Annotated in this window: 14 protein-coding genes and 2 pseudogenes; 11 read left to right on the top strand and 5 right to left on the bottom strand. The window is 44.9% G+C overall.

Annotated elements, in window-relative coordinates; all coding sequences use genetic code 11:
• Positions 1 to 316 precede the first annotated feature (316 nt).
• Both G9G54_RS22390 and G9G54_RS22385 read left to right on the top strand, forming a co-directional pair.
• The gene (locus G9G54_RS22390) at positions 317 to 2,317 is read left to right on the top strand and encodes a methyl-accepting chemotaxis protein (protein WP_165179667.1); all 2,001 of its coding nucleotides are present in this window, start codon (positions 317 to 319) and stop codon (positions 2,315 to 2,317) included.
• A 146-nt stretch (positions 2,318 to 2,463) separates the two neighbouring features.
• Positions 2,464 to 5,025 (top strand): response regulator, encoded by a 2,562-nt coding sequence (locus tag G9G54_RS22385; RefSeq protein WP_165179666.1) that lies wholly within the window; start codon positions 2,464 to 2,466, stop codon positions 5,023 to 5,025.
• A gap of 5 nt (positions 5,026 to 5,030) precedes the next feature.
• On the opposite strand, the gene G9G54_RS22380 is transcribed toward G9G54_RS22385, so the two are convergent.
• Positions 5,031 to 5,717, bottom strand: a complete 687-nt coding sequence (locus G9G54_RS22380; protein WP_165179665.1) for a response regulator transcription factor — start codon at positions 5,715 to 5,717, stop codon at positions 5,031 to 5,033.
• 592 nt (positions 5,718 to 6,309) lie between these two features.
• On the opposite strand from G9G54_RS22380, the gene ectB reads away from it, so the two are divergent.
• Positions 6,310 to 7,572 (top strand): diaminobutyrate--2-oxoglutarate transaminase, encoded by a 1,263-nt coding sequence (ectB, locus tag G9G54_RS22375; protein WP_069291890.1) that lies wholly within the window; start codon positions 6,310 to 6,312, stop codon positions 7,570 to 7,572.
• An 88-nt stretch (positions 7,573 to 7,660) separates the two neighbouring features.
• Here ectB and G9G54_RS22370 read toward each other — a convergent pair whose 3' ends face one another.
• The 3 genes and pseudogenes from G9G54_RS22370 to G9G54_RS22360 form a co-directional block, all read right to left on the bottom strand.
• A complete protein-coding gene (locus tag G9G54_RS22370) occupies positions 7,661 to 8,179 on the bottom strand; it encodes an NAD(P)H-dependent oxidoreductase (protein WP_165179664.1) in 519 nt (172 codons plus the stop codon).
• A gap of 168 nt (positions 8,180 to 8,347) precedes the next feature.
• Positions 8,348 to 9,472, bottom strand: a complete 1,125-nt coding sequence (locus tag G9G54_RS22365) for a GGDEF domain-containing protein (RefSeq protein WP_165179663.1) — start codon at positions 9,470 to 9,472, stop codon at positions 8,348 to 8,350.
• A 95-nt stretch (positions 9,473 to 9,567) separates the two neighbouring features.
• Positions 9,568 to 11,218 (bottom strand): annotated as a pseudogene (locus G9G54_RS22360) (GH36-type glycosyl hydrolase domain-containing protein); the annotation flags it as partial.
• A 190-nt stretch (positions 11,219 to 11,408) separates the two neighbouring features.
• Here G9G54_RS22360 and G9G54_RS22355 point away from each other — a divergent pair.
• Together G9G54_RS22355 and G9G54_RS22350 are read left to right on the top strand one after the other, a co-directional pair.
• Positions 11,409 to 12,143, top strand: a complete 735-nt coding sequence (locus G9G54_RS22355; RefSeq protein ID WP_165179662.1) for a thioesterase II family protein — start codon at positions 11,409 to 11,411, stop codon at positions 12,141 to 12,143.
• A gap of 19 nt (positions 12,144 to 12,162) precedes the next feature.
• Positions 12,163 to 13,026, top strand: coding sequence for a sugar phosphate isomerase/epimerase family protein (locus tag G9G54_RS22350; protein ID WP_165179661.1), 864 nt, complete (start codon positions 12,163 to 12,165; stop codon positions 13,024 to 13,026).
• Positions 13,027 to 13,117: 91 nt separating this feature from the next.
• Here the strand turns inward: G9G54_RS22350 and G9G54_RS22345 are convergent, their stop codons facing one another.
• Positions 13,118 to 13,486 carry a DUF423 domain-containing protein gene (locus tag G9G54_RS22345; protein ID WP_061831662.1) on the bottom strand — a complete coding sequence of 123 codons (369 nt, stop codon included), beginning with the start codon at positions 13,484 to 13,486 and terminating at the stop codon, positions 13,118 to 13,120.
• Positions 13,487 to 13,802: 316 nt separating this feature from the next.
• Between G9G54_RS22345 and G9G54_RS22340 the strand changes: the two genes are divergently transcribed.
• The 6 genes and pseudogenes from G9G54_RS22340 to G9G54_RS22320 all read left to right on the top strand — a co-directional run bounded on the left by G9G54_RS22340 (position 13,803) and on the right by G9G54_RS22320 (position 21,321).
• Positions 13,803 to 16,751: a glycoside hydrolase family 48 protein gene (locus tag G9G54_RS22340; RefSeq protein WP_185156324.1), complete on the top strand. Its 2,949-nt coding sequence runs from the start codon at positions 13,803 to 13,805 to the stop codon at positions 16,749 to 16,751.
• 134 nt (positions 16,752 to 16,885) lie between these two features.
• Positions 16,886 to 17,389, top strand: a complete 504-nt coding sequence (locus G9G54_RS22335; RefSeq protein WP_013310291.1) for a ferritin — start codon at positions 16,886 to 16,888, stop codon at positions 17,387 to 17,389.
• Between the two features lie 288 nt (positions 17,390 to 17,677).
• Entirely contained in the window at positions 17,678 to 18,226 is a 549-nt protein-coding gene (locus G9G54_RS22330; RefSeq protein ID WP_165179659.1) for a GNAT family N-acetyltransferase, read from the top strand.
• A 56-nt stretch (positions 18,227 to 18,282) separates the two neighbouring features.
• A pseudogene (locus tag G9G54_RS22325) lies at positions 18,283 to 18,885 on the top strand (LLM class flavin-dependent oxidoreductase); the annotation flags it as partial.
• Between the two features lie 4 nt (positions 18,886 to 18,889).
• The gene (locus G9G54_RS26275) at positions 18,890 to 19,078 is read left to right on the top strand and encodes a hypothetical protein (RefSeq protein WP_446723030.1); all 189 of its coding nucleotides are present in this window, start codon (positions 18,890 to 18,892) and stop codon (positions 19,076 to 19,078) included.
• A gap of 215 nt (positions 19,079 to 19,293) precedes the next feature.
• Positions 19,294 to 21,321, top strand: coding sequence for a S9 family peptidase (locus G9G54_RS22320; protein WP_165179658.1), 2,028 nt, complete (start codon positions 19,294 to 19,296; stop codon positions 21,319 to 21,321).
• Positions 21,322 to 21,698: the final 377 nt, after the last annotated feature.

The following is a 21,698-nucleotide window of genomic DNA, read 5'->3' as shown; positions in this document are numbered from 1 at the left end:
CAAGGGGATTATTTTCATATTAAGAGGTAGGTATAGTGAGATGAAACTAATATTTTCTTAACATATGCTACGCATTTTTTTTAATATTTTTTAGGTATATTATATCAAAGAACCGGTTCCGACCAGCCTTGCTGTTTTCGAAAATAAGTACATATACCTATTTAACTAGCGTGTTTATATCTTTTATGTCCAAGCGTTTTAGCAGCAGATGTGAAAAATGTGAAAGAGAGTCTGTCGGGTGATTGTCATCATCGGCAAGACGAAGAGGTTCGCCATAGGTTAGGAAATCCAGGTAATGAAATGGAGATGTTTATTAATGAAGAAGTTATCGGGGAAAAAGTGGTTAGTCGCAAGGATGCTCAGCAAAAATTTTAAAACGAAGCTAATGGTCGCCTTTATTGCATTTCTGATTTTACCGTCCATGATCGTGGGGGCTTTGTCGTTTATAAGCGCTAGTCAGCAGATTCGAAACCAGATTGAAGAAAGTGCCGAGCAGGCTATCATCCGCACTAATTTTATTATTGATAGTACTATTGAACCCAAGGTACATGACGCAGAATATTTTGCAGAAAGACTAAAAGGCAATCGGGTAGAGACGGAGGAACAAGCGGCCAAACTGGAAGAGTTTTTTAAGCAATATGCTGCACTTCATCCTGAAGCAGAATCCATTTCTTATGGTACGAAGGACGGTAAATTTACAACCTATCCACAGAAGCAATTACCGGATAATTATGATCCACGAGTCAGACCTTGGTACGATAAAGCGATAAAGGAGCAAGCAAAGACAGCGATTAGTTCTCCCTATCTTTCGGCAAGCTCGAAGCAAATGACGGTTACGGTGTCCAAGGCAACGTTAGATGGATCGGGTGTTATTGGCATTGACCTGAAAATAAGTGGTATTAAAGAGACGTTGAACAATATTAAAGTAGGTCATGAGGGTTATGCTATATTGCTGGACAGCAACCATACTTACATTGTACATCCGACGAAGGAAGCGGGCACCAAAATTACAGATATTGAATCACGCATGTTTCAGAGCGATGCTGGTGAATACGAGTATGAGTATGAAGGACAGCCCAAATATATGAACTATGCGACTAACAAGCTAACTGGCTGGAAGATAGGCGGAACGCTATATTTGTCTGAAGTCGATGAGGCAGCAGGACCGATTTTGATCAGCACTTTACTAACCATCATCGGTTGTCTTGTGATTGGTATTATCATCGTTTATTTCCTGATCCGTTCCATCATCAAACCGATTTTAAAGTTAAAAGAACAAGCGGTAAATGTGAGCGCCGGAGATCTGACACAGGACATTCAAGTAAAGAGCGAGGACGAGATCGGAGAATTAGGAGTGGCTTTTCAAAATATGCAGAATAACTTGCGATCTGTCATTCAGAACGTAGGGAACAGTGCAGATCATGTCGCAATTTCTTCGAATGAACTGACAATAAGCGCGGAACAAACCAGTGCTGCAAGTGAGCAGGTGTCCCAGGCTGTGCAAGAAATAGCCAGTGGTGCAGAGAAGCAGACTACAGGGCTGGAAAATAATTCGGTGGCCCTCGATGAAATTGCACAAGGAATCACCCAAATCGCTGAACGCTCGATTTCGGTAGCCGATTTGGCCAAACGATCTGCCTTGCAAGCCGAGGAAGGACGAAAGTCTGTTGAGCAGACAGGTGAGCAAATGAATTCCATTCATCAATCAGTAGAGCGTTCCAACCAGATGATTCAAACCTTGCAAGCCCGCTCTCATGAAATCGGTGAAATTACGAAGGTTATCGGCGATATCTCCAATCAGACAAACCTGCTGGCCTTGAATGCAGCTATTGAGGCAGCCAGAGCGGGTGATCATGGAAAAGGCTTTGCCGTCGTTGCTGATGAGGTGCGCAAGCTGGCAGAGCAGTCTCAGACATCCGCCACACAGATTGCCACCTTGATTGCCGAAATTCAGCATGAAACCGAAACAACAGTGAAGACGATGGACAGGGTTACGACTGAGGTGCAGGATGGACTGCAGATTTCCAAAGCAACCATTGTCAAGTTGGGTCATGCGATGGAAGGCATTCGAGAGACAACACCTCAGGTAGAGGAGGTCGCTGCGATTGCACAGCAAATATCAGCCAGTGTACAAGAGATTGCAGCGACAGCCAACGAACTGGCGACGATTGCAACCGGTAATGCCGCCACATCTGAGGAAGTTGCCGCCTCCTCACAAGAGCAGCTGGCTTCCATGGAGGAAATATCAGCTTCTGCACAGTTGCTTTCAACCATGGCTACTGATTTGAAGGTGATGATCAGTCGTTTCAAATATTAAAACGAGCTTGAACCCTATGGAATCTATAGTACAATGAATGCTCGGGACAGTTCTTTAAGCCTTATGGCATAAGGAATCTGTCCTGAGTTTTTTTATATTTTCGATTTATTGTACAAAACATGGAAGATTATAAGGGGGGCGAACACTTGGTTCGAGATTTAATGCTATGTGCTATCGTGATATTATTGTTTGTTTTGGTTTTTCAGCGTCAACTTGTTCGTCAGACGATCACAGGTGTATTTTATGGAGTGGCGGGAATGTTGTTCTTATGTTTTGGCATAAGCGATAAAACACTGCTGACCTGCGTACTGGAGCTTGGGATTGGTCTAATGTTCATGATTCTGCTTGTGCACACTTTAACCACCGCTAAGTATACATATGGACAACGTTTGTTAAACAAAGACCGTGATCTGCTGAATTTACTACGGGTTCAACCTGGCTTTACCTTCAGGCTGGAGAAAAGCGGTAATGAATTTTATTATAGGCTGCTTGAAGGGGAATTGCTGGAGCGCGTAGGTCTGAATCTGCAAGTCAACTACAACAAAAGGGAGCATGTGAAGCGTCTCGGGGACATATTGGAGCTTTCCTCTGAAACGATGGAGCAGCTTAGTCAATACTACAAGCAAGCTTGGTTTGGTGATCGAACCGTATTTGAATTGGAGTTTTGGGAATATTCGGCTCTCATTACCTTACATCCGGTTATGGAGGACGGGATTACTGGGTATGTTATCGGTCACGTGTTGGATATTACAGAGTATAAAGCCTCCGAGCAGAAGAGAATGGAGATGGACGAGGCTAACCATGCGAAAAGCATTTTTTTGGCTCATATGAGTCACGAAATCCGCACCCCGCTGAATGGAATCATCGGTCTGTCAAAGCTATTGAATAAGACTGAACTGACTGCCGTTCAAAGAGATTACCTCGACAAGCTTCTTGCCTCCTCGCGTACCCTTTCATCCATGCTCAGTAACGTATTGGATTTTTCCAAAATGGAAGCCGGCAGTCTGGAACTGGAAAAGGTAGAATTTGAGCCGGAAAAAATGCTTCGGCATCTCGCAGATACCGTTGGAACTTTGCTGGAAGATAAGGAAATAGAGATCGTATTTATAACGGACCTGGCGTTACCGAAAAGGTTTAAGGGTGATCCGCTTCGAATGGAGCAGGTGCTTTCAAATCTTCTGACCAACGCCATCAAGTTTACGGATCAGGGACATGTATTGTTACAGGTGAAAATGCTCAGTCAGCAGGGCGGACGAGTAGGCGTTTCTTTTATGGTAGAAGATACGGGAATAGGAATTTCCGAGACGTGTATGGACAAGCTATTCGTCCCTTTTATCCAGGCGAGTACCTCAACCAGCCGCAGATATGGGGGCTCTGGGCTGGGTTTGGCCATTAGCAAGCATTTGGCTGAAGCTATGGGGGGGAAAGTAGAGGTGAAAAGCCAATTAGGAGAGTACAGTCAATTTTACTTTAATGTCGAGTTGGATACCGGGGAATTGAATGCGGGAAGCACACGAATAGAAAAACAAATCAAAGGCAAAGCCTTAATTGTTGCGCAGCATGAACTGGTGAGGTACAGTTTGAACGAATTACTGCAAGATTTGGGGCTAAAACCATTCACTATTTCATCCTTCCAAGAAAGTATGGACGCTTTTCAAAAGGGTGAGCATTTTGATTTTGTTATCATTGATATGGGGATGGAAGGTTTTAGAGAACTGGACTCCCGGAGGCAATGGCTTCAAATGCTGGATAGGCAGATAACTCAGATCATTGGACTTACAACCGTGTTTCAGATGGGAACCATAGCTGATGGGGACATGGATCATAGGATAGATGCCTTTTTGTCCAAGCCCGTTACCCGGAACGCTCTGCTGGAGGTTCTCTGCTGGAAGAAGGAACAGTCAGTGCCTGCAGATGGTAATACTCTGGAGACTCATGTGATCATGAGTTCCCGCAATGAGATGGGGGATACAACACAGAAGTATCAAATTCTCATAGCAGAGGATAACGAAATTAACCAGGTGGTGATTAGCGAGTTTTTAGCAGAGCGTAACTTTGAGGTAACGATGGTCACGAACGGAAGAGAACTAATAGCGTTACTGGAACTGCGTTACTGGGATATGGTGTTGCTTGATCTGCATATGCCAGAGATGGATGGTTTTGAGACGGCGAGACATATTCGGAGAAACAAAGCTTTTAACAGGCTTCCCATTATCGCTTTTACCGCTGATGCTGTGCAGCATGAACAGGAAGTTTGTCTTCGTGCCGGTATTAATGCCGTGCTTCTCAAGCCTATCCATGAGCTGACCGCTGCTAGAGTGTTAACTAGCTGGATTAATTTAGCGTGGCTGCAAGATTTACATGGTATTCACGCAGAGCAGGCGATAGCCGCTATGGATGGCAAGGTGTATATTTTTCAATTTGCCCTTTATAAATGGATTCAGGAATACCAGCATCTTGATAAGAGAGTTCTGAAAAAAATGGGCAATGGGCAGTTATCTTCTGCTCTTCGATTAATCCACTCGCTTAAGGGAGGAACGGGGAACCTGTGCGCGCCTGAGTTGCTGGCAAAGGTAATAGAGTTGGAAAAGGCATTGAAGCGCAGTAATGAAACCTCAACAGGGGAACTGTATCCGGACTGGAAAGAGCATCTGAGCGCGGTTCAGAAGGATATTAACCAAATCGAGTTATCACTTCCCTGGAGCTGACCGTATTATTGCATAAATTTGTAGCCGATTCCCCAGATGGTCTTAATCAATTGCGGTTTCTTAGGGTCTTTTTCGATTTTTCTGCGTAAATGGTTAATATGTACGTCCACAGCCCTCTCATTAATAAAGGAGTCTGTGCCACGGAGAGCCTGAATCAAAGCATACCTACTGAATACAATTCCCCGGTTCAAATAAAAAAGCTTCATGAGCTCAAATTCTGAATATGTTGTCTCCACATTCTGTCCGTTAACGGTAATCATTCTTTTCGCTAGATCCAAAGTAATGCCCGTTTCAGGTTCAGGTGCTCTGCCTCTTCCTTGCAAGCGTGTGATTTCAATACGACGGAAAAGAGCCTCTATCCGTGCTTTTAGCTCTTGCATACTAAAAGGCTTGCAAATATAATCATCTGCTCCCAACGTAAGTGTACGAATGCGCTCTGATATGTTGTTTTCTGTAGAAATCACGATGATGGGCACGTCCGTATGCTTGCGTATCAGTGGGCAGGGATTCATTCCATCCAAATCTGGAAGCAACAGATCCAGCAAAATAATATCGGGCTGTACGATCTCAAGCCTAGCAATACCCTCAGACGCTTGTTCCACTCGAGTAACGTTGTAGTCTTCTCCTGTTAAATACAAGGAAAGGGTATCTCCCAGCATATTGTCATCTTCAATAATTAAAACATTAGACATGATCATATTTCCTTATCTTTCTATCAAATTCGAGCCAAATAGTTAGGATAGCTGCAATAGTTTACAACAAGTTTTTGGCAGGTCCTGTTGATAGAGTAAACTCCTTTGGACAGTCTGTCAAAAGATCAGGTTTGTTGTGGCAATCCTGTGGACAAATAGTCCAGATGTATATCTATTTGATATGGAAATGTACTATTTTTGAGATTTATTTCTATAATACGACATTTTTCGTTTTCTTATAACAATATACTACAAGCCGTTGATAATAAATTACAAAAATTTAACAAAACACCTCAGAAACATGCATTGACTTAAATGAAAATTATGGTATTTTATTACATAGGAGTTGACATCCTCTGATAGGCCTCTTAGAAAAACCCACTATTTAATCTTCTACTAACTTACTCTCAATGTGCTATCTCTGTATTTAATTTTCGTACTTTAATTGTTCTTGCGATCATACTTATGATTCTTTGGTGTGGATATCCCATTGTGAATTCAGACTGTCTACTCTTTTAGATTACATATTTACATTTTTTTGCTTTCCATGCTTGTATTTTTTAAAATCAGGTCAGCGGGAGGACGAGAGATCATGAACACATTCGAAGTGCTGGAGTCCAATGTAAGATCCTATTGCAGAAGTTTTCCAGTTGTTTTCAACAAAGCTAAAAACGATGTACTGTACACGGAGGCAGGCAAGGGTTACATTGACTTTTTTGCCGGTGCAGGGGCTTTGAACTATGGGCACAATAATGATTTTATGAAAAACCGGATATTGGATTATTTAACTTCCGATCGGATTATGCATGGTCTGGATATGTACACGACGGCCAAGCAAGAGTTTATGGAGTCTTTTTCAGAGCGTATTCTCCAGCCCAAGGGCTTGAATTATAAGCTGCAATTTTGCGGACCGACCGGAACTAATGCAGTGGAAGCAGCACTGAAACTTGCACGCAAGGTGAAAAACAGAAATGGTATTTTTGCTTTTATGGGTGCGTTCCACGGGATGTCGCTGGGTAGTTTATCTATTACCAGCAACAACTCCATGCGAGAGAGCGCAGGGGTCCCCCTGAACAATGTTACCTTCATACCTTATAACAGCACATTTAACGGAATGGATACCATTTTGTATATGGAGCAGCTTTTAACAGACACCCATTCGGGTGTGGAAAAGCCTGCCGCGATCATTTTGGAAACGGTACAGGCTGAAGGCGGTATTCATATTGCAGAGACCGAATGGCTGCGTGATTTGCGACAGCTGTGCGATGATCATGATATTTTGCTCATTGTTGACGATATTCAAGTCGGTTGCGGCCGGGTTGGATCGTTCTTCTCATTCGAGCGGGCGGGAATTGTTCCTGATATGGTTGTTTTGTCCAAATCGATCAGTGGATACGGATTGCCAATGTCTCTGTTGCTACTGAAGCCAGAATTGGATATATGGAGTCCGGGTGAGCATAACGGCACCTTCCGTGGAAATCAGCTTGCTTTCGTCGGGGCAAAGGCTGCGCTGGAGTTCAGAGATACGGTAGAGCTGGAAGCACAAGTGAAGGAAAAAGAGGCTTTTGTTCAGCAGTTCTTACGTGAACATATCCAATCGATAGATCCTCTTATTGAAATTCGTGGCATGGGATTGATCTGGGGGATTGATGTGTCTCATCTGGGAGAAGTGTTCGCCAAGGAGGTAGCGTCTCTCTGCTTTAGTAGGGGACTCATTATTGAACGTGCTGGGCGTAACGATACGGTAATTAAAATTATGCCAGCGTTAACGATAAGCTTGGAAAACTTGCGTAAGGGCTGCGAAATTATTAAAGAAAGTATGGCACAGGTAACCAGTACCTTGGTTACGATGTAAATCGATCAGTAAAGCCCCTTGGCTGGAGCTGCCGTCTGCTGTAAAGCAGGTATGGCGGGCGCCGTCCAAGGGGCTTTCTAGTAAAAAATTAAGAAATAACCGTTTGGGCGTATTTTTGTGCGGATTGTTCTAGTTGCTCATCGGTCAATACTGCAGCACCATATTGTACGAAATAAGGGAGCAATTTGACACCAATCATATGGCCTGTAGCTTCCAGAGGTCTCAACAGTTCTTCGATCGTATACCTGTTCCGTCCGTCATGTTGATAATTTTCCTCAACGCTGGCAGCAGACAAGGCGATCAACAACTCTTTGCCCTGTAGCTTGCCACCTTCGCTTCCATAAGCCCAGCCGTAGGTTAGAACCTTATCCAGCCATTTTTTCAGCAGAGAAGGAGTGCTGTACCAGTAAAAAGGGAATTGCAGAACGATACGGTCATGCTGCTCTAGCAGTTCCTGCTCCTGGGCGACATTGATTTGCTCATCTGGATATACCTCATACAGGTTGTGAACGGTCACGTCGGATTGTTTCTTGAGTTCTTGCACCCATCTTTTGTTAATGCGAGATTGCGCAAGATCAGGGTGAACGACAATAACGAGGGTTGACATTTAAAAACCATCTCCTTCGAACTTATTTATTGTAAGTAAATAACTAATACATATGTAACAATTTTAGTTTCAACTTATGGAATTGTCAACTCTATTACATTTTAAGCTCTATATTCAAAAGACTCCGGCAAGCTCATGCCGGAGTCCATCAAATGAAGTGTTTTTACATTAAGCGATATGATTAAGAGCAACAATTTTGTTTTTCCCGGAGCGCTTAGCTTGATACAGATAGTCATCTGCTTGCTGAAAAAATACATCTTTATCTTTGTTCATTTCCTCTGTATAGCTTTTCAGTCCAATGCTTACGGTTACAGAAACGATTTGCAATTTCTCCTGAAAGGTCATTTTCTCCACTTCACGCCGGATGTTTTCGACGATCTGATAAGCTTCTTCGAAAGTATGCTCGAACATCAAAATAGCAAATTCCTCACCGCCATAACGAGCCGCGATGTCATTTGCGGTAATCTGCTCTGTAATGATTTGCGAGATGCCTTCCAAAATTTTATCTCCGAACTGGTGTCCGTAAGTATCATTGATCTTCTTGAAATTATCAATATCCACTAACGCCAGATGGATGATCGCGCCTTGTTCGGCATATTCGAGTGCTTTTTCATAAAAGTTTTGAAAGGACAAATGATTGTACAACTTTGTCAAACCATCAGTCATTGACATTTTGCTGATAATCGCGTTACTGATCATTAATTCCTGTTGGGCACGTTTTGTTTTATACAAATCCACTAACAAATCGCGGCCGCTGGCCTGAATAATGAGAGCAATAAAGGTGGACATAATCAAAAAGGTTGGAATCGCCACGATATCAAAGTCTGACAAATAGCTCCGGAATGATCCATCTGCTGCCAGCAACAGAAAAAAGACGACCACTTGCAATACAAAGGAAAGCCATATTAAGCGACGATTGAAGAACAGAATAGAAGAGAAAATAGGCAACAAACATAGCGCAGGAATAATCCGGATATCATAATTTAGGCGAATAATCATCCAGCAAATGACGGTGCTTGCCATAAACAGGATCGCAAAAGAATACCTGTTCAATTTAAAATGAGCCAACTCTGCCAGTAAGTTGGAACCACTCATGATTAGCGTGGGAACAATAAGGGTTCCGACGTAAAATTCATAAGGCGAAGCGTGGTAATCAAGAAATAAGTAGCTGCCCAGCTGGACGATAAAATGTACAGCTATAATCATCCAATACAGTAATAACATTTTGCGTACCCAGCGGGCTTGCTTTGTTTTGTAATCCATGGTTTGAGTAAGCCGTTTTGTCTTGTTCATGATGTCACCACACTTAATGTATCTTTAGCCATTCTCGTATTATAAGATACTATGTGATGAAGTTGAAGCTAATTTTTTTGAAGGCCATGAACTTGCTAGCCTAGCAACACTTTTACTTGGTGGATAGCCCCGTCCCCTGCAACCGGCAGAATATTATCGTAAGGACGGTGCCATCTAAGGTAACTGTAACTACACCCTTGGAGACATGCTGTGGATTCGTGATATGAATCACGTAGGTATCACCGCGGAAGACACGGGTGACTGTGAATTCGTCCCAGGCTGTAGGAATGCACGGATCAATACGCAGACCATCCCATTCAGGCTGAATACCGAGAATGAATTGAGTAATAGCTATAAAGTTCCATGCCGCTGTACCCGTCAGCCAGGAATTTTTGGCTTCGCCTTCACGAACAGCATCCTTGCCCGCAATCATTTGAGCGTACACATACGGCTCGGTGCGGTGAATGTCGCTGATGTCCTCCAGATAGGCGGGTGCAATTTTGCTATACAGCTCGAAAGCACGGTCCCCACGTCCTATTACGGCTTCCGCCATCATAATCCACGGGTTATTGTGACAGAAAATACCGGCATTTTCCTTATAACCGGGAGGATAAGATGAGATTTCGCCCAGGTTGATGTAATAGCGAGAATACGGTGGATTTTGCAACATGATGCCGTAGGGAGTTTCTAACCGATTACGTGTAGAATCGAGAGCTTTTTGAGCTAGACCTTCTTCAACACCAATTCCTGCCATGACACAGAAACCTTGAGGTTCAATGAAATTTGACCTTCTTCACAATCCTTGCTCCCTATTTTGTCTCCATAATGGTCATAAGCACGTAAGAACCATTCCCCGTCAAAACCATGCTCCAATGTGGCTGTTTGCATACGATCCACATATGCTTGAGCGGTTGCCGCCTCCTCATCCAATCCTCTGCGCTTGCAAAGCTCAATAAAATCCGGTCCCGTATATACAAATAATCCAGCGATGAACACGGATTCGGCTATTCAACCCTCAATAAGCCACAACGGATCGTCGTTAAAGCCACCGCCAACCTCGTGATTTCCTTTTTTGGTTAACGGTTGGTACTGATGATAAGCCCCCCCCCCCCGTTTTCAAATTGAGTAGAGGCAATGTCGATAATCCGTTCCCGCGCCCGCTCCGGTATTTAGTGGACGAAACCGAGCAAGTCCTGATTCGAATCCCGGAAGCCCATTCCACGCCCGATACCAGATTCAAAATACGAAGCGGAACGCGACATATTGAACGTAACCATACACTGATAAGGGTTCCATATGTTTACCACTCGGTTCAGCTTGTCGTCGTGGCTTTGAAGGGTATACTTGGACAGCAAATTATTCCAATAGGTTCGCAGCTCACTCAACGCTCGTTCTACATCAGCTTCATCCGCAAACTGCGCAATGAAGCTTAACCTGATGGACCTCGCCGTCAAAGGATAGGGGCACAAAAGCCAGCTGCGTGGCCCGAATACCGCTGCGTTCCCCCATAATTGAGGTATAGCCAAGTCCATGGCGGCATTCATACTGCTCCAGCTCCCGTTTGACCGGCATCCAGCCCAGAGTCCAATAATCCCCTTCATCATAAATATAAAAATAACGCCCCCCGTTATCGACAGGAATATTGTTGTACCGGTAACGTGTTAAGCGACGTAAGCGAGCATCCCGGTAAAATGCATAGCCACCACTTGTATTAGAGATTAGTCCAAAAAATCGTTCATTACCTAAGGCCCAACACATGATTATATTCAAACATAAAGCCGTTCTTTCTTTAGAAAAACATTTCCTGCCTTATACAAAATGTGCTTGATTTTCTCAAGCATTCTTCTGGAATTTGCAAAATATTTGAAATGGGTAAATATACCTTTTTATGCTAAAATGAAAAAGTTAGAACTTAGCAAGGCAGGAGGTTGCAAGAATGGCACCTATCACATTATTTTTTATCCCGTATGCAGGCGGATCGGCGTCGGTCAGCTTCAAATGGAAAAAGTTGCTGCTTCCGCAGATTAAGCTTGTTCCACTGGAATTAGCGGGCAGAGGTATTCGTTCTGGGGAACCGCTAAAGGAAAGCATTGAGGAGATGAGCGAGGATCTGTTGCACAAGATCAGCGAAGAGATAGCCCCCGGCGATCCTTATGCCATATACGGTCACAGTATGGGGACGATGATCTCATTCGAGCTGTACTACAAGCTGGTGGCCGCTGGATATGGCAAGCCTGCACATCTGTTCGTTTCGGGTGGACGGGCACCGCATGTCCCAAGAAATTCCCCGTGGTTACACGATCTGCCCGCAGATCAGTTCAGGACGCATTTGCAGCGGTACGGTCAGCTTTCGGAAGCGATTTTTGACAATCGGGAATTATACGACTATTTTATGCCAGTGTTAAGAGCGGATTTCAAAGCTGTCGAGTTGTATAAGTACATGGCTAAAGCCGTACCTTTACATTGTCCTATCACCGCTTTGACGGGAATGACCGATAACACGGTGACCTTACAAGATGCGGAGGCATGGGCACACCATACGGATCAGCAATTTCGTATGTTTACCTTTGAGGGAGGACACTTTTTTATTCATGATGAAGTGGAACGGATTACGCACATCATCAATGAGACCTTGGAGCAGAGTACGGTAACAAGTAGCATACAACAATAAAAATAAGAGGTGATTTTTAGTGACAATAGGTGTATTGGCACATTTGTTTGGCAAGTTGCCTTATCGTGAATTGGCTGCAAAGGTAGGCGCAGCGGGCTTTACTCATGTTCAGCTGGCTCCTTGGAGAGCGATCAGTGATGTAGATTTTAATAAACCGGGTAAGTTCAATCCGGGATTGGCACTGTCTATCGCAGAAGAATTTCGTAAGCATGGTGTATCCATATCGGTGCTCGGGTGCTATTTACATTTTTTTATACAGGATGAGGAATTGCTGCGTGAAAATGTAGAGCGCTTCAAAGAGCTGATCCGATATGCGGGTCTGTTAGGAGCACCAATGGTTGCAGCTGAAGTCGGACGTAATGAGGGCGGTACTGTCTATACGGAACGTGACTGGAGAGTTGTAAGGGAAGTAGTGCGTGAATTAGCAGATGAAGCGGAGAAGTGGGGCGTATTCGTAGGATTGGAAGCTGCAAACGATCACTTGGTCGGAACCGCCGTAGAGTTGGCTACCTTTCTGGAGGAAGTACCTTCTTCACACATCGGTGTTGTGATTGATCCGGGTAATCTGCTGAAAACGGAAAATCTGGCGCAACAGGATGAGATCATCCGCGAAGCTTTCCAACTGCTAGGCCCCCGGATTATCGCAGCGCATGCCAAAGACCGGCGGTTGTCATCGTCAGGTGAAATTGAGACGGTGCCGCCGGGTTTTGGAGACATGAACTATGGCCTCTACATGGAACTACTGGAGCAGTACAAGCCGGGGGTTCATATTATTATGGAAGCTGCTCAGGAGCATGAGATGGCTGAATCCAGACGTTATATCGAAGGTCATCGGATAGCCGCTCAGAAAGCGCAACAAGTGCAACAAGTGCAGACGAGATAGTGCATTCTTTCATATAATCAGGAATGCTGCGTTAATAATTGAGAGACTTGGAAGCGCCTCCTTTTCCAAGTCTCCGTTCCTTTATCCTTCTTTAACCTTGCACAACCGCCACGATTACAATGACCCAGCTTGCCAAAAAAGCCAACCCGCCAAGGGGAGTGATTGCCCCAAGCTTTCTCACACCGGATATACTAAGGGCATACAGACTGCCGGAAAACAGGAGAATACCCACTAGCATAACCCAACCTGCGGTTACGATGAGAGAAGAATGGACAAGGCTGTCAGCAAGAACTCCAAGCAGTAGCAAACCCAGTCCATGAGCGATTTGATATTGAATTCCTGTCTGGAATATGCTGAGCATGTCTGCGGAAAGTCTTTTTTTCAATGCATGCGCGCCGAACGCTCCCAGAGCTACGGCTAAAAACATCACGATACAACCAAGCAATAGCAAAATTTTCATATTTTAACGCCTCCCTGTGAAATAGTACCGATTCCAATCGATTTCGTCAATTTTCCTTGTGAATCTCTAAACTTATAGAATTTTTCGACTCTCATTTGGCGCCTAGTATGATATATTTTTTCCAGGGCCAATGCGAAGCATTTGGAGCAATAGACAGCGTGTCCTCCACCTTTTTTACGGGAAAGTGAGGTGATGATGCTGTCTTTTTGTGCTATCGTTTTTCGGAATAAAATCTTGTGTAAAGCCAAAATTGATAATGGAGAGGATGAATGCAAAAGTGATCAGCAGAAAATCCGTGTTCAGAAAATCTATCTCTATGGTCATGTCAGCCATTTTGGTACTTCCGTTAACCTTGGGCTTATTTCAGGCAGGACCCGACCGTGCATCAGCCGCAACACCGGAATCGACACGTTTTCTACAATTGTATAAACAGCTGAAGGATCCGGCTAGCGGATACTTTTCAAAAGAAGGCATCCCTTATCATTCCGTTGAAACGCTTATGAGCGAGGCTCCGGATTACGGACACTTAACGACTTCAGAAGCGTACAGCTACTGGATGTGGCTGGAAGTGCTGTATGGTCATTATACCGGGGATTGGGGGCATTTGGAATCCGCATGGGACAACATGGAGAAATATATCATTCCTGTTAATGAAGGCGACGGTAAGGAAGAGCAACCGACAATGAGTAACTATAACCCGAACAGCCCCGCCACTTATGCCGCAGAATATTCGCAGCCGGATCAGTACCCAAGCCGCCTAAGTGGTCAGTATGGTGCTGGCAAGGATCCGCTGGACTCTGAGCTGAAGGCAACCTATGGCAACAACCAGACTTATCTGATGCACTGGTTGTTGGACGTGGATAATTGGTATGGCTTCGGCAATCTTCTGAATCCGTCGCATACAGCAGCCTATGTAAACACCTTCCAGCGTGGGGAACAGGAATCGGTCTGGGAGGCTGTACCACATCCATCGCAAGACAATCAAAAGTTTGGCAAGCCTAATGAAGGCTTTATGAGCTTGTTCACTAAGGAAAATAATGCCCCGGCACAGCAATGGCGCTACACGAATGCCACCGATGCGGATGCACGGGCAGTTCAAGCGATGTACTGGGCTAAGGAATTGGGATATGATAACTCCGTATATTTGAATAAAGCCAAAAAGATGGGAGACTTTTTGCGTTACGGTATGTACGATAAATACTTCCAAAAAACCGGAAGCGCTTCCAATGGAAGTCCTATTGCTGGTACGGGCAAGGATGCCAGTCTTTATCTGATGGCATGGTATACAGCCTGGGGCGGCGGACTTGGCCAAAGCGGCAACTGGGCTTGGCGTATTGGTGCCAGCCATGCACATCAGGGCTACCAAAATGTCGTCGCAGCGTATGCGTTGTCCGATCAAGATGGTGGATTAATACCGAATTCACCAACGGCGGGACAGGACTGGGCGACCTCGCTGAAGCGCCAACTGGAGTTTTATACTTGGCTGCAATCCGATGAGGGGGCCATTGCAGGCGGAGCGACGAATAGCTGGGATGGTGCCTATAAGGCTTATCCATCTGGCACAAGTACCTTTTATGGTATGGCTTATACAGGGGCTCCTGTATATAACGATCCACCGTCGAACAACTGGTTCGGGATGCAGGCTTGGCCTGTCGAGCGAGTTGCCGAGCTGTACTACATTTTAGCCAAGAAAGGGGATACTTCATCCGAGCAGTTTAAAATGGCTAAACAAGTGACGGAAAACTGGATAGCGTGGTCCAAGAGCTATGTATTTGCCAACGAACGGCCTGTGACTGATGCACAGGGATACTATTTGGACGCTCAAGGTAAGCGTATTCTGGGTGGCAAGAATCCGAAAGTGGCTACTACAGCAGCTAAAGGGGAATTCTGGCTGCCGAGCAATCTGGAATGGAGCGGAAAGCCTGAAACCTGGAGCGGATTTGCCAATCATAAAGGGAATACCAATCTCCATGTGGTAACAAAGAATCCAGGGCAGGATGCCGGAGTGCTGGGCAGCTATGTTAAAGCACTTACTTTTTTTGCTGCTGGAACGAAAGCTGAAAAAGGAGACTATTCCGAGTTAGGCAAGGAAGCTAAGGATCTGTCTAAAGCTTTGCTTGATGCTGCATGGGGTTATAATGATGGTATAGGCATTACAACGAAGGAAGCGCGCGAGGATTATTATCGCTATTTCACTAAAGAAGTGTATATTCCGAGCGGCTGGAGCGGTAAGACTGGACAAGGCAACACAATCCCTGGCACAGGTGCTACACCGTCTGATCCGTCCAAAGGCGGTAATGGTACGTATTCCAGCTATAGTGACATCCGGCCTAATATCACTAAAGATCCGCAATGGTCTTATCTCAAAGATAAATACATGACTTCTTGGAACAATCAGACCAAAAAATGGGATAAAGGCGCTCCAGAATTTACGTATCATCGTTTCTGGTCCCAAGTGGATATGGCAACGGCTTATGCCGAGTATGACCGTCTCATTAACGGTGGTGGACCAACCGAGCCGACAGCTCCCAAAGCTCCGGCAAATGTGAAGGCAAATGCTGGGGATGCTCAGGTTACACTGACCTGGAGCAAAGCGACGGGTGCCGATAGCTATACGGTCAAGCGCTCGACAACCAGTGGTGGCCCTTATACCACAGTAGCAACGGTAACAGACAGCACTTACAAGGATACAGGAGTGGTGAATGAAACCACTTATTATTATGTGGCAAATGCAACAAATTCTTTAGGAACCAGCCCGGATTCTGCCGAGGTCAGTGCCAAGCCTACGGCAGCACCCATTCCAGTAACGGGAGATGTGATTGCACAATATCGCGTGGGTGACACCAACCCGGGAGATAACCAGATTCGGCCACTGTTCCGTGTAGTAAACAAGGGCAAAGAGACAGTTGATCTGAAAAATGTCAAGCTGCGATACTACTACACTGTAGATGGCGACAAGCCACAGGAATTCCATTGTGACTATGCACAGTTGGGCAGTAGTAACGTTCAGGGACGTTTTGTGAAACTGGATAAGGCCGTTACAGGCGCAGATTATTATCTGGAAATCTCCTTTGGAGCTGGTGCGGGAAGTCTGACAGCAGGGGAAAACACAGGGGATATTCAGATTCGCATGAACAAGGCGGATTGGAGCAACTATAACGAAAGTGATGATTTTTCCTATGATCCAACCAAGACATCTTATACGGATTGGGACAAAGCACCTTTGTATATAAACGACAAACGTGTCTGGGGGCTGGAGCCTTGATTGTGAACTGATTGTGGAAATTGCGGACGGAACGTGAGAGCACTGAATTCACTTCCGTCCATTTTTTTGTGATCGGATTCGTGGTACACTATGATCGTTACATCACTACATACATGACCGAGGTGACCTGAGACATGAATGACAATTTGGCACAGGCTCTGAATGAGCAAATGAACTTTGAATTTTACTCCGCTCACGTATATCTGGCGATGGCTGCTTATTGCTCCAGTGAAAGTCTGGATGGGTTTGCAAACTTCTTCCTGGTACAAGCTGAGGAGGAACGGTTTCATGCCATGAAACTGTATAAATACATTAATGACCGTAGAGGACGCGCCACATTGGCTGCATTGCCGGAGCCGAAAAATAGCTACGATTCCATGCTGGATGTATTTGAGCATGGCTACAAGCATGAGCAGCAAAACACGCAAAAATTTTATCATCTGGCTGACTTGGCCCTCGATGGACGCGAGCATGCAACGATCCATTTCCTGAAATGGTTTATTGATGAGCAAGTCGAAGAGGAAGCTCTGTTCGACAGTGTTATCCAGAAGCTTAAACGCATTGAAAGAGACAGCAATGCCTTTTATATGCTGGACAGCGAGTTTGCCAAACGCAGCTTTACTGCCCCTGCGGAGTAATACAGCTTACATGGTGTGTTTTGAATGCCGGAGATATGGCCAGTATTTTATTCGTCTAGAAAGTAGAGGAGCCCGATTTTCGGGCTTTTTTGCGTTGACTTTAATTAATGAATTCTCATCTTTCGAGGGGCTATTGTTATTTTAAATGGAGTTATAGAAAAAATTAATTTGTCGCTGAATGGTGAGCATGCTACAGTTATGTTAACTTTTATATCTTATTAAATAGATGGGAATAGTTATATAGTGGTTCACTCGTTTTATAAAAACATTATAAGGAGGCGGGTTAGTATGAGTGAAATCTATCGTCTGGCACTCCAGGAGGACGCAGAAAGATTGCAGTATGTGACGTATGAGGCGTATGAAACAATTCGGCAGTTGGAGCTTCGATGGCCTGCCGCTCAGGCAGACGTTGCTCTCATTCAAGAAAACATTAGAAATAATGATTGCTATGTGCTGGAAGTAGACGGTGTTATTCAGGCTACCGTTAGCCATCTCAAAAATAGAGCCCTTAATTTTATAACCGATCTACCGTTTGTGATGTGGTTCGCTGTAGACCCGGCTGCCCAGGGCAAAGGATATGGGAAAAAACTGCTGAATTGGGTAGAGCAAACGATTATTCGTGACAAGGTCGGTGCTCCTGCTGTGACACTGGCGACTGCGGAAAAGCATCCCTATTTGCTATCCATGTACGAGCGTTGGGGATATGAACGTATCCATGCTTTTGACCATGGAACAGGGGACGGGACGATGCATTTACTACGTAAAGTGGTGAATCCTGAATTATTCTCCACCTACATTCGTGAAAAAAATGAAGCCGAGACAGTTAATCGAAATTAGACGCGATCATAGGGAACGGACGAAGCCGATTCGTTTGCAGAAGGGGGGCAGGACTTATGAAGTTTGTATTGTTCAGCCTAATGGCTAATCTGCCTAATGCGATTACCGGAGAAGCCTGGAGTTCGCAGCAAAAATTCCAAAATGTAATAAAGCAGGCTGTGGTCGCAGAGGAGCTTGGTTTTGATGCGTATGGTGTGGGGGAGCGGCATGGTACGCCTTTTTTGTCGTCTTCACCTCCACTCGTTCTGACCGCTATAGCAGCGAGAACTGAACGGATTCGTCTGCTGACGATGGTAGCGGTGCTTAGTATTCTTGACCCGGTACGCGTAGCTGAGGATTATGCGACATTGGATCATTTATCGGGCGGAAGATTAGAACTGATTATCGGAAAAGGCAATGATCCACGCCATTATCCGTTGTTTGGAATTACGGAGGAAGAGCAGTGGGAGTCGCTAGCAGAACGCTATCGTCTGCTCAAACGGCTATGGAGCGAGGAAGAGGTTACGTGGAAGGGCAACTATCGGCCCCCGCTGTATCAGGTCACGACACAGCCACGCCCGTATCAACAGCAAATTCCGATATGGCATGGAAGTGCCTCCAGTACATTATCGACGGAGCTGGCTGCACAATATGGAGAGCCGTTATTTTCCTCTAATTCTTTGCGTGGATGGGCTGGGAGAGCAGGAGCAACTTGAACAGTTGCATCGGTTTGCCGAGGATATCATCCCTGTGCTGCGGCGAGAGATTCCCAGCACTATTTGGCAGCAGGTGCCGAACCTACACAAAGAAAATGGATCACTGGCTGCTATTCCTAAAGGTGCTCCCTCCATTTCTCCTATTTTTCAGTTGTGATTGATGAATAACGTTACCCTCTCTCATGAAAGCAACCGAAGTAGCGGTGTTTTCGGGTCGATAGCGACTGAGAGAGGGGCTTTTTAGTTTTAGACAAATTGACAGAGATACATAAAAAGAGTAACGTAATTGTATATTTATTTAAATCTCATAAAATTAATCGGATTAATTAAATTTAAAGATGTGGAATCTAATGATATAAAGGAGGAATTTTTTTGAGCGACCCACAATCTAGTACGACCAAGCGCTGTATAACAGCCGAGGATTTATATCGACTTCACTGGGTTAGCGATCCAGCTATTCATCCTCTCAGCAGTGAAATCGCTTACGTAGAGCAGCATATTAATAAAGAGCGGACAGATTATAACTCAGGAATTTGGCTATTATCGCCTGAAGGCGCTAACGCAGTACCCTTTACATATGGACCCAAAGATGAAACGCCTGTCTGGTCACCAGATGGAACACAACTAGCTTTTCTCCGTACAACAGACGGCAAGCGCCAGGTATGGATTATTCCGAAACGCGGGGGGGAGGCACGACAGCTTACACACGTAGAGAACAACGTTCGTTCATTAGCCTGGTCTCCTGATGGGACCAGCATATCGTTTGTAGCCAAAACGGCCGAGAACCCGTCAAGCCCTCCATCCGATGGAGGAACTCAGGAGGCACAACTTAAGGGACGAGTCGTTAATCGAACGAAAGCTAAATCGGACGGCTATGGACTGTGGGATGATACTCGTGATCACTTGTATGTAACTGATGTGACTTCGGGGCACACGGTTCAGCTGACGTCCGGCGCCTATGATGTGGCAGAGCCTGTGTGGTCACCGGATGGTCGTCGTATTTTATTCGTCGCCAGGATCGCAGAGCATTCGAAAGAGGATACGGATTTACGTGAGCAAAATGATTTGTTTACGATAGCTCCAGCGACCTCAAGTAGTGATGCAGTAGCACCGCTTAAGCTGACCCATTCCGAACTGCACATTGAGAGTGCTGCTTATTCTCCCGACGGTTCAACGATTGCCTTTTACGGTCATGATCGACATGCCAAAGGCGCTACTCAGACTCGACTGTATACGGTTCCCTCCAGTGGCGGGACGGTAGTATGTGTTAGTGAGACACTGGACGCTCACATCGGTAATGCAGGTATGAGCGACATGCGTTCACATCTTCATATAGGACCACCACGCTTCAGTGCGGATGGTCAATCCCTGTATACGCTAGTAACTCTTGAAGGGAATGTACACGTATATCAGTTTGCGCTTGATGGAACTTTTAAAATTTTAACGCAAGGAGATCGGGAAATTTATCAATTTGAGCTTACTTCAGATGAGCAGCATATCATTGCTGCTTCCACTGATGTGGCTTTACCAGGCGATTTGTTCCGAATTGCGATCCATTCAGGAATTGAGGAACGGCTGACCAGAGTGAATGACCCTCTGCTTGATGAGATTGAGATCAGTGTGCCTGAGAGCTTCTGGACTGAGGTTGAGGATGGACGACGGGTGCAGGGATGGGTGATGAAACCTGTTGGATTTAAGGAGGGCGTATCTTATCCTGCCATATTGGAAATTCACGGTGGTCCTCATGCCATGTATTCCAATTCTTTTTTTCATGAATTTCAGTTGCTGGCCGCTCAGGGATATACAGTCATCTACACGAATCCGGGAGGAAGCCGAGGGTACGGACAGTCTTTTACCAATGTCGTCCTTGGAGATTATGGCGGGCGCGATTACACCGATCTGCTGAGCGCAGTGGACGAGGCTATACGTCAATTTCCATTCATTCATCCAGAAAGGCTGGGCGTAACAGGGGGCAGCTATGGTGGTTTTATGACAAACTGGATTGTCGGCCATACCGATCGTTTCCGCGCAGCTGTAACCCAGCGTTCCATATCCAACTGGCTATCGATGTATGGGGTGAGTGACATAGGGTACTCGTTTACAGAAGACGAAGTTGGCGGGAATCCGTGGAAAGATTTCGAACTCCTGTGGAGACAATCTCCGCTGGCTTATGTGCAGCAAATCAATACACCGCTGCTCATATTGCACGGGGAGCAGGATCTGCGTTGCCCAATTGAGCAGGGAGAGCAGCTGTTTACAGCATTACGTCGCTTGGGGAAACCTACGCAATTTGTCCGTTTTCCAGCTTCAAGTCACGAGCTTTCACGAAAAGGGCACCCGCAGCTTCGCGTGGAACGACTGCAACGTATTACTAATTGGTTTGTCAAGCACCAGATATAACACATTATGCGTTTCTTGCACTTACGACACAGAAATTTTCACAAAAATCATTAAAAATTTACAAACAATGCCTGATTTTTAAACAAAAAAGGGTATTGTTTGTGTGTATAATATTTTTATACATTATAACGTCATACTTTAATTTTTTGTGTTTATAATAACATAAAAAATGACATATACATTTTTTTCTTATTAAAGGAATTTAAAAATATTGACATTTTTATAGTCCATATTTATTATGTAAATAAAATATTTCACATTTAATAATTACTTATGGAAAAACATCCTGTATGACCTCAGCAATTTCTCACCACATTCATCTTTGATGCTGAATTTTAGGTTCCAAGCCTGAAATTCCAGTATACTCCAAGGTTTTT

The sequence above is a fragment of the Paenibacillus sp. EKM212P genome, assembly GCF_011066115.1.
In the GTDB taxonomy this organism is placed as follows: Bacteria; Bacillota; Bacilli; order Paenibacillales; family Paenibacillaceae; genus Paenibacillus; species Paenibacillus polymyxa_B.
The sequence above is the reverse complement of the archived record's forward strand: the minus strand, read 5'-3'. Positions and strand labels throughout refer to the sequence as shown.

Coding starts and splice junctions, on each gene's coding strand:
- G9G54_RS22390 (WP_165179667.1), top strand. CDS start 317: ATGAAGAAGTTATCGGGGAAAAAGTGGTTAGTCGCAAGGATGCTCAGC.
- G9G54_RS22365 (WP_165179663.1), bottom strand. CDS start 9,472: ATGAACAAGACAAAACGGCTTACTCAAACCATGGATTACAAAACAAAG.
- G9G54_RS22345 (WP_061831662.1), bottom strand. CDS start 13,486: ATGAAAATTTTGCTATTGCTTGGTTGTATCGTGATGTTTTTAGCCGTA.
- G9G54_RS22380 (WP_165179665.1), bottom strand. CDS start 5,717: ATGTCTAATGTTTTAATTATTGAAGATGACAATATGCTGGGAGATACC.
- G9G54_RS22355 (WP_165179662.1), top strand. CDS start 11,409: ATGGCACCTATCACATTATTTTTTATCCCGTATGCAGGCGGATCGGCG.
- G9G54_RS22335 (WP_013310291.1), top strand. CDS start 16,886: ATGAATGACAATTTGGCACAGGCTCTGAATGAGCAAATGAACTTTGAA.
- G9G54_RS22340 (WP_185156324.1), top strand. CDS start 13,803: ATGGTCATGTCAGCCATTTTGGTACTTCCGTTAACCTTGGGCTTATTT.
- G9G54_RS22330 (WP_165179659.1), top strand. CDS start 17,678: ATGAGTGAAATCTATCGTCTGGCACTCCAGGAGGACGCAGAAAGATTG.
- ectB (WP_069291890.1), top strand. CDS start 6,310: ATGAACACATTCGAAGTGCTGGAGTCCAATGTAAGATCCTATTGCAGA.
- G9G54_RS22370 (WP_165179664.1), bottom strand. CDS start 8,179: ATGTCAACCCTCGTTATTGTCGTTCACCCTGATCTTGCGCAATCTCGC.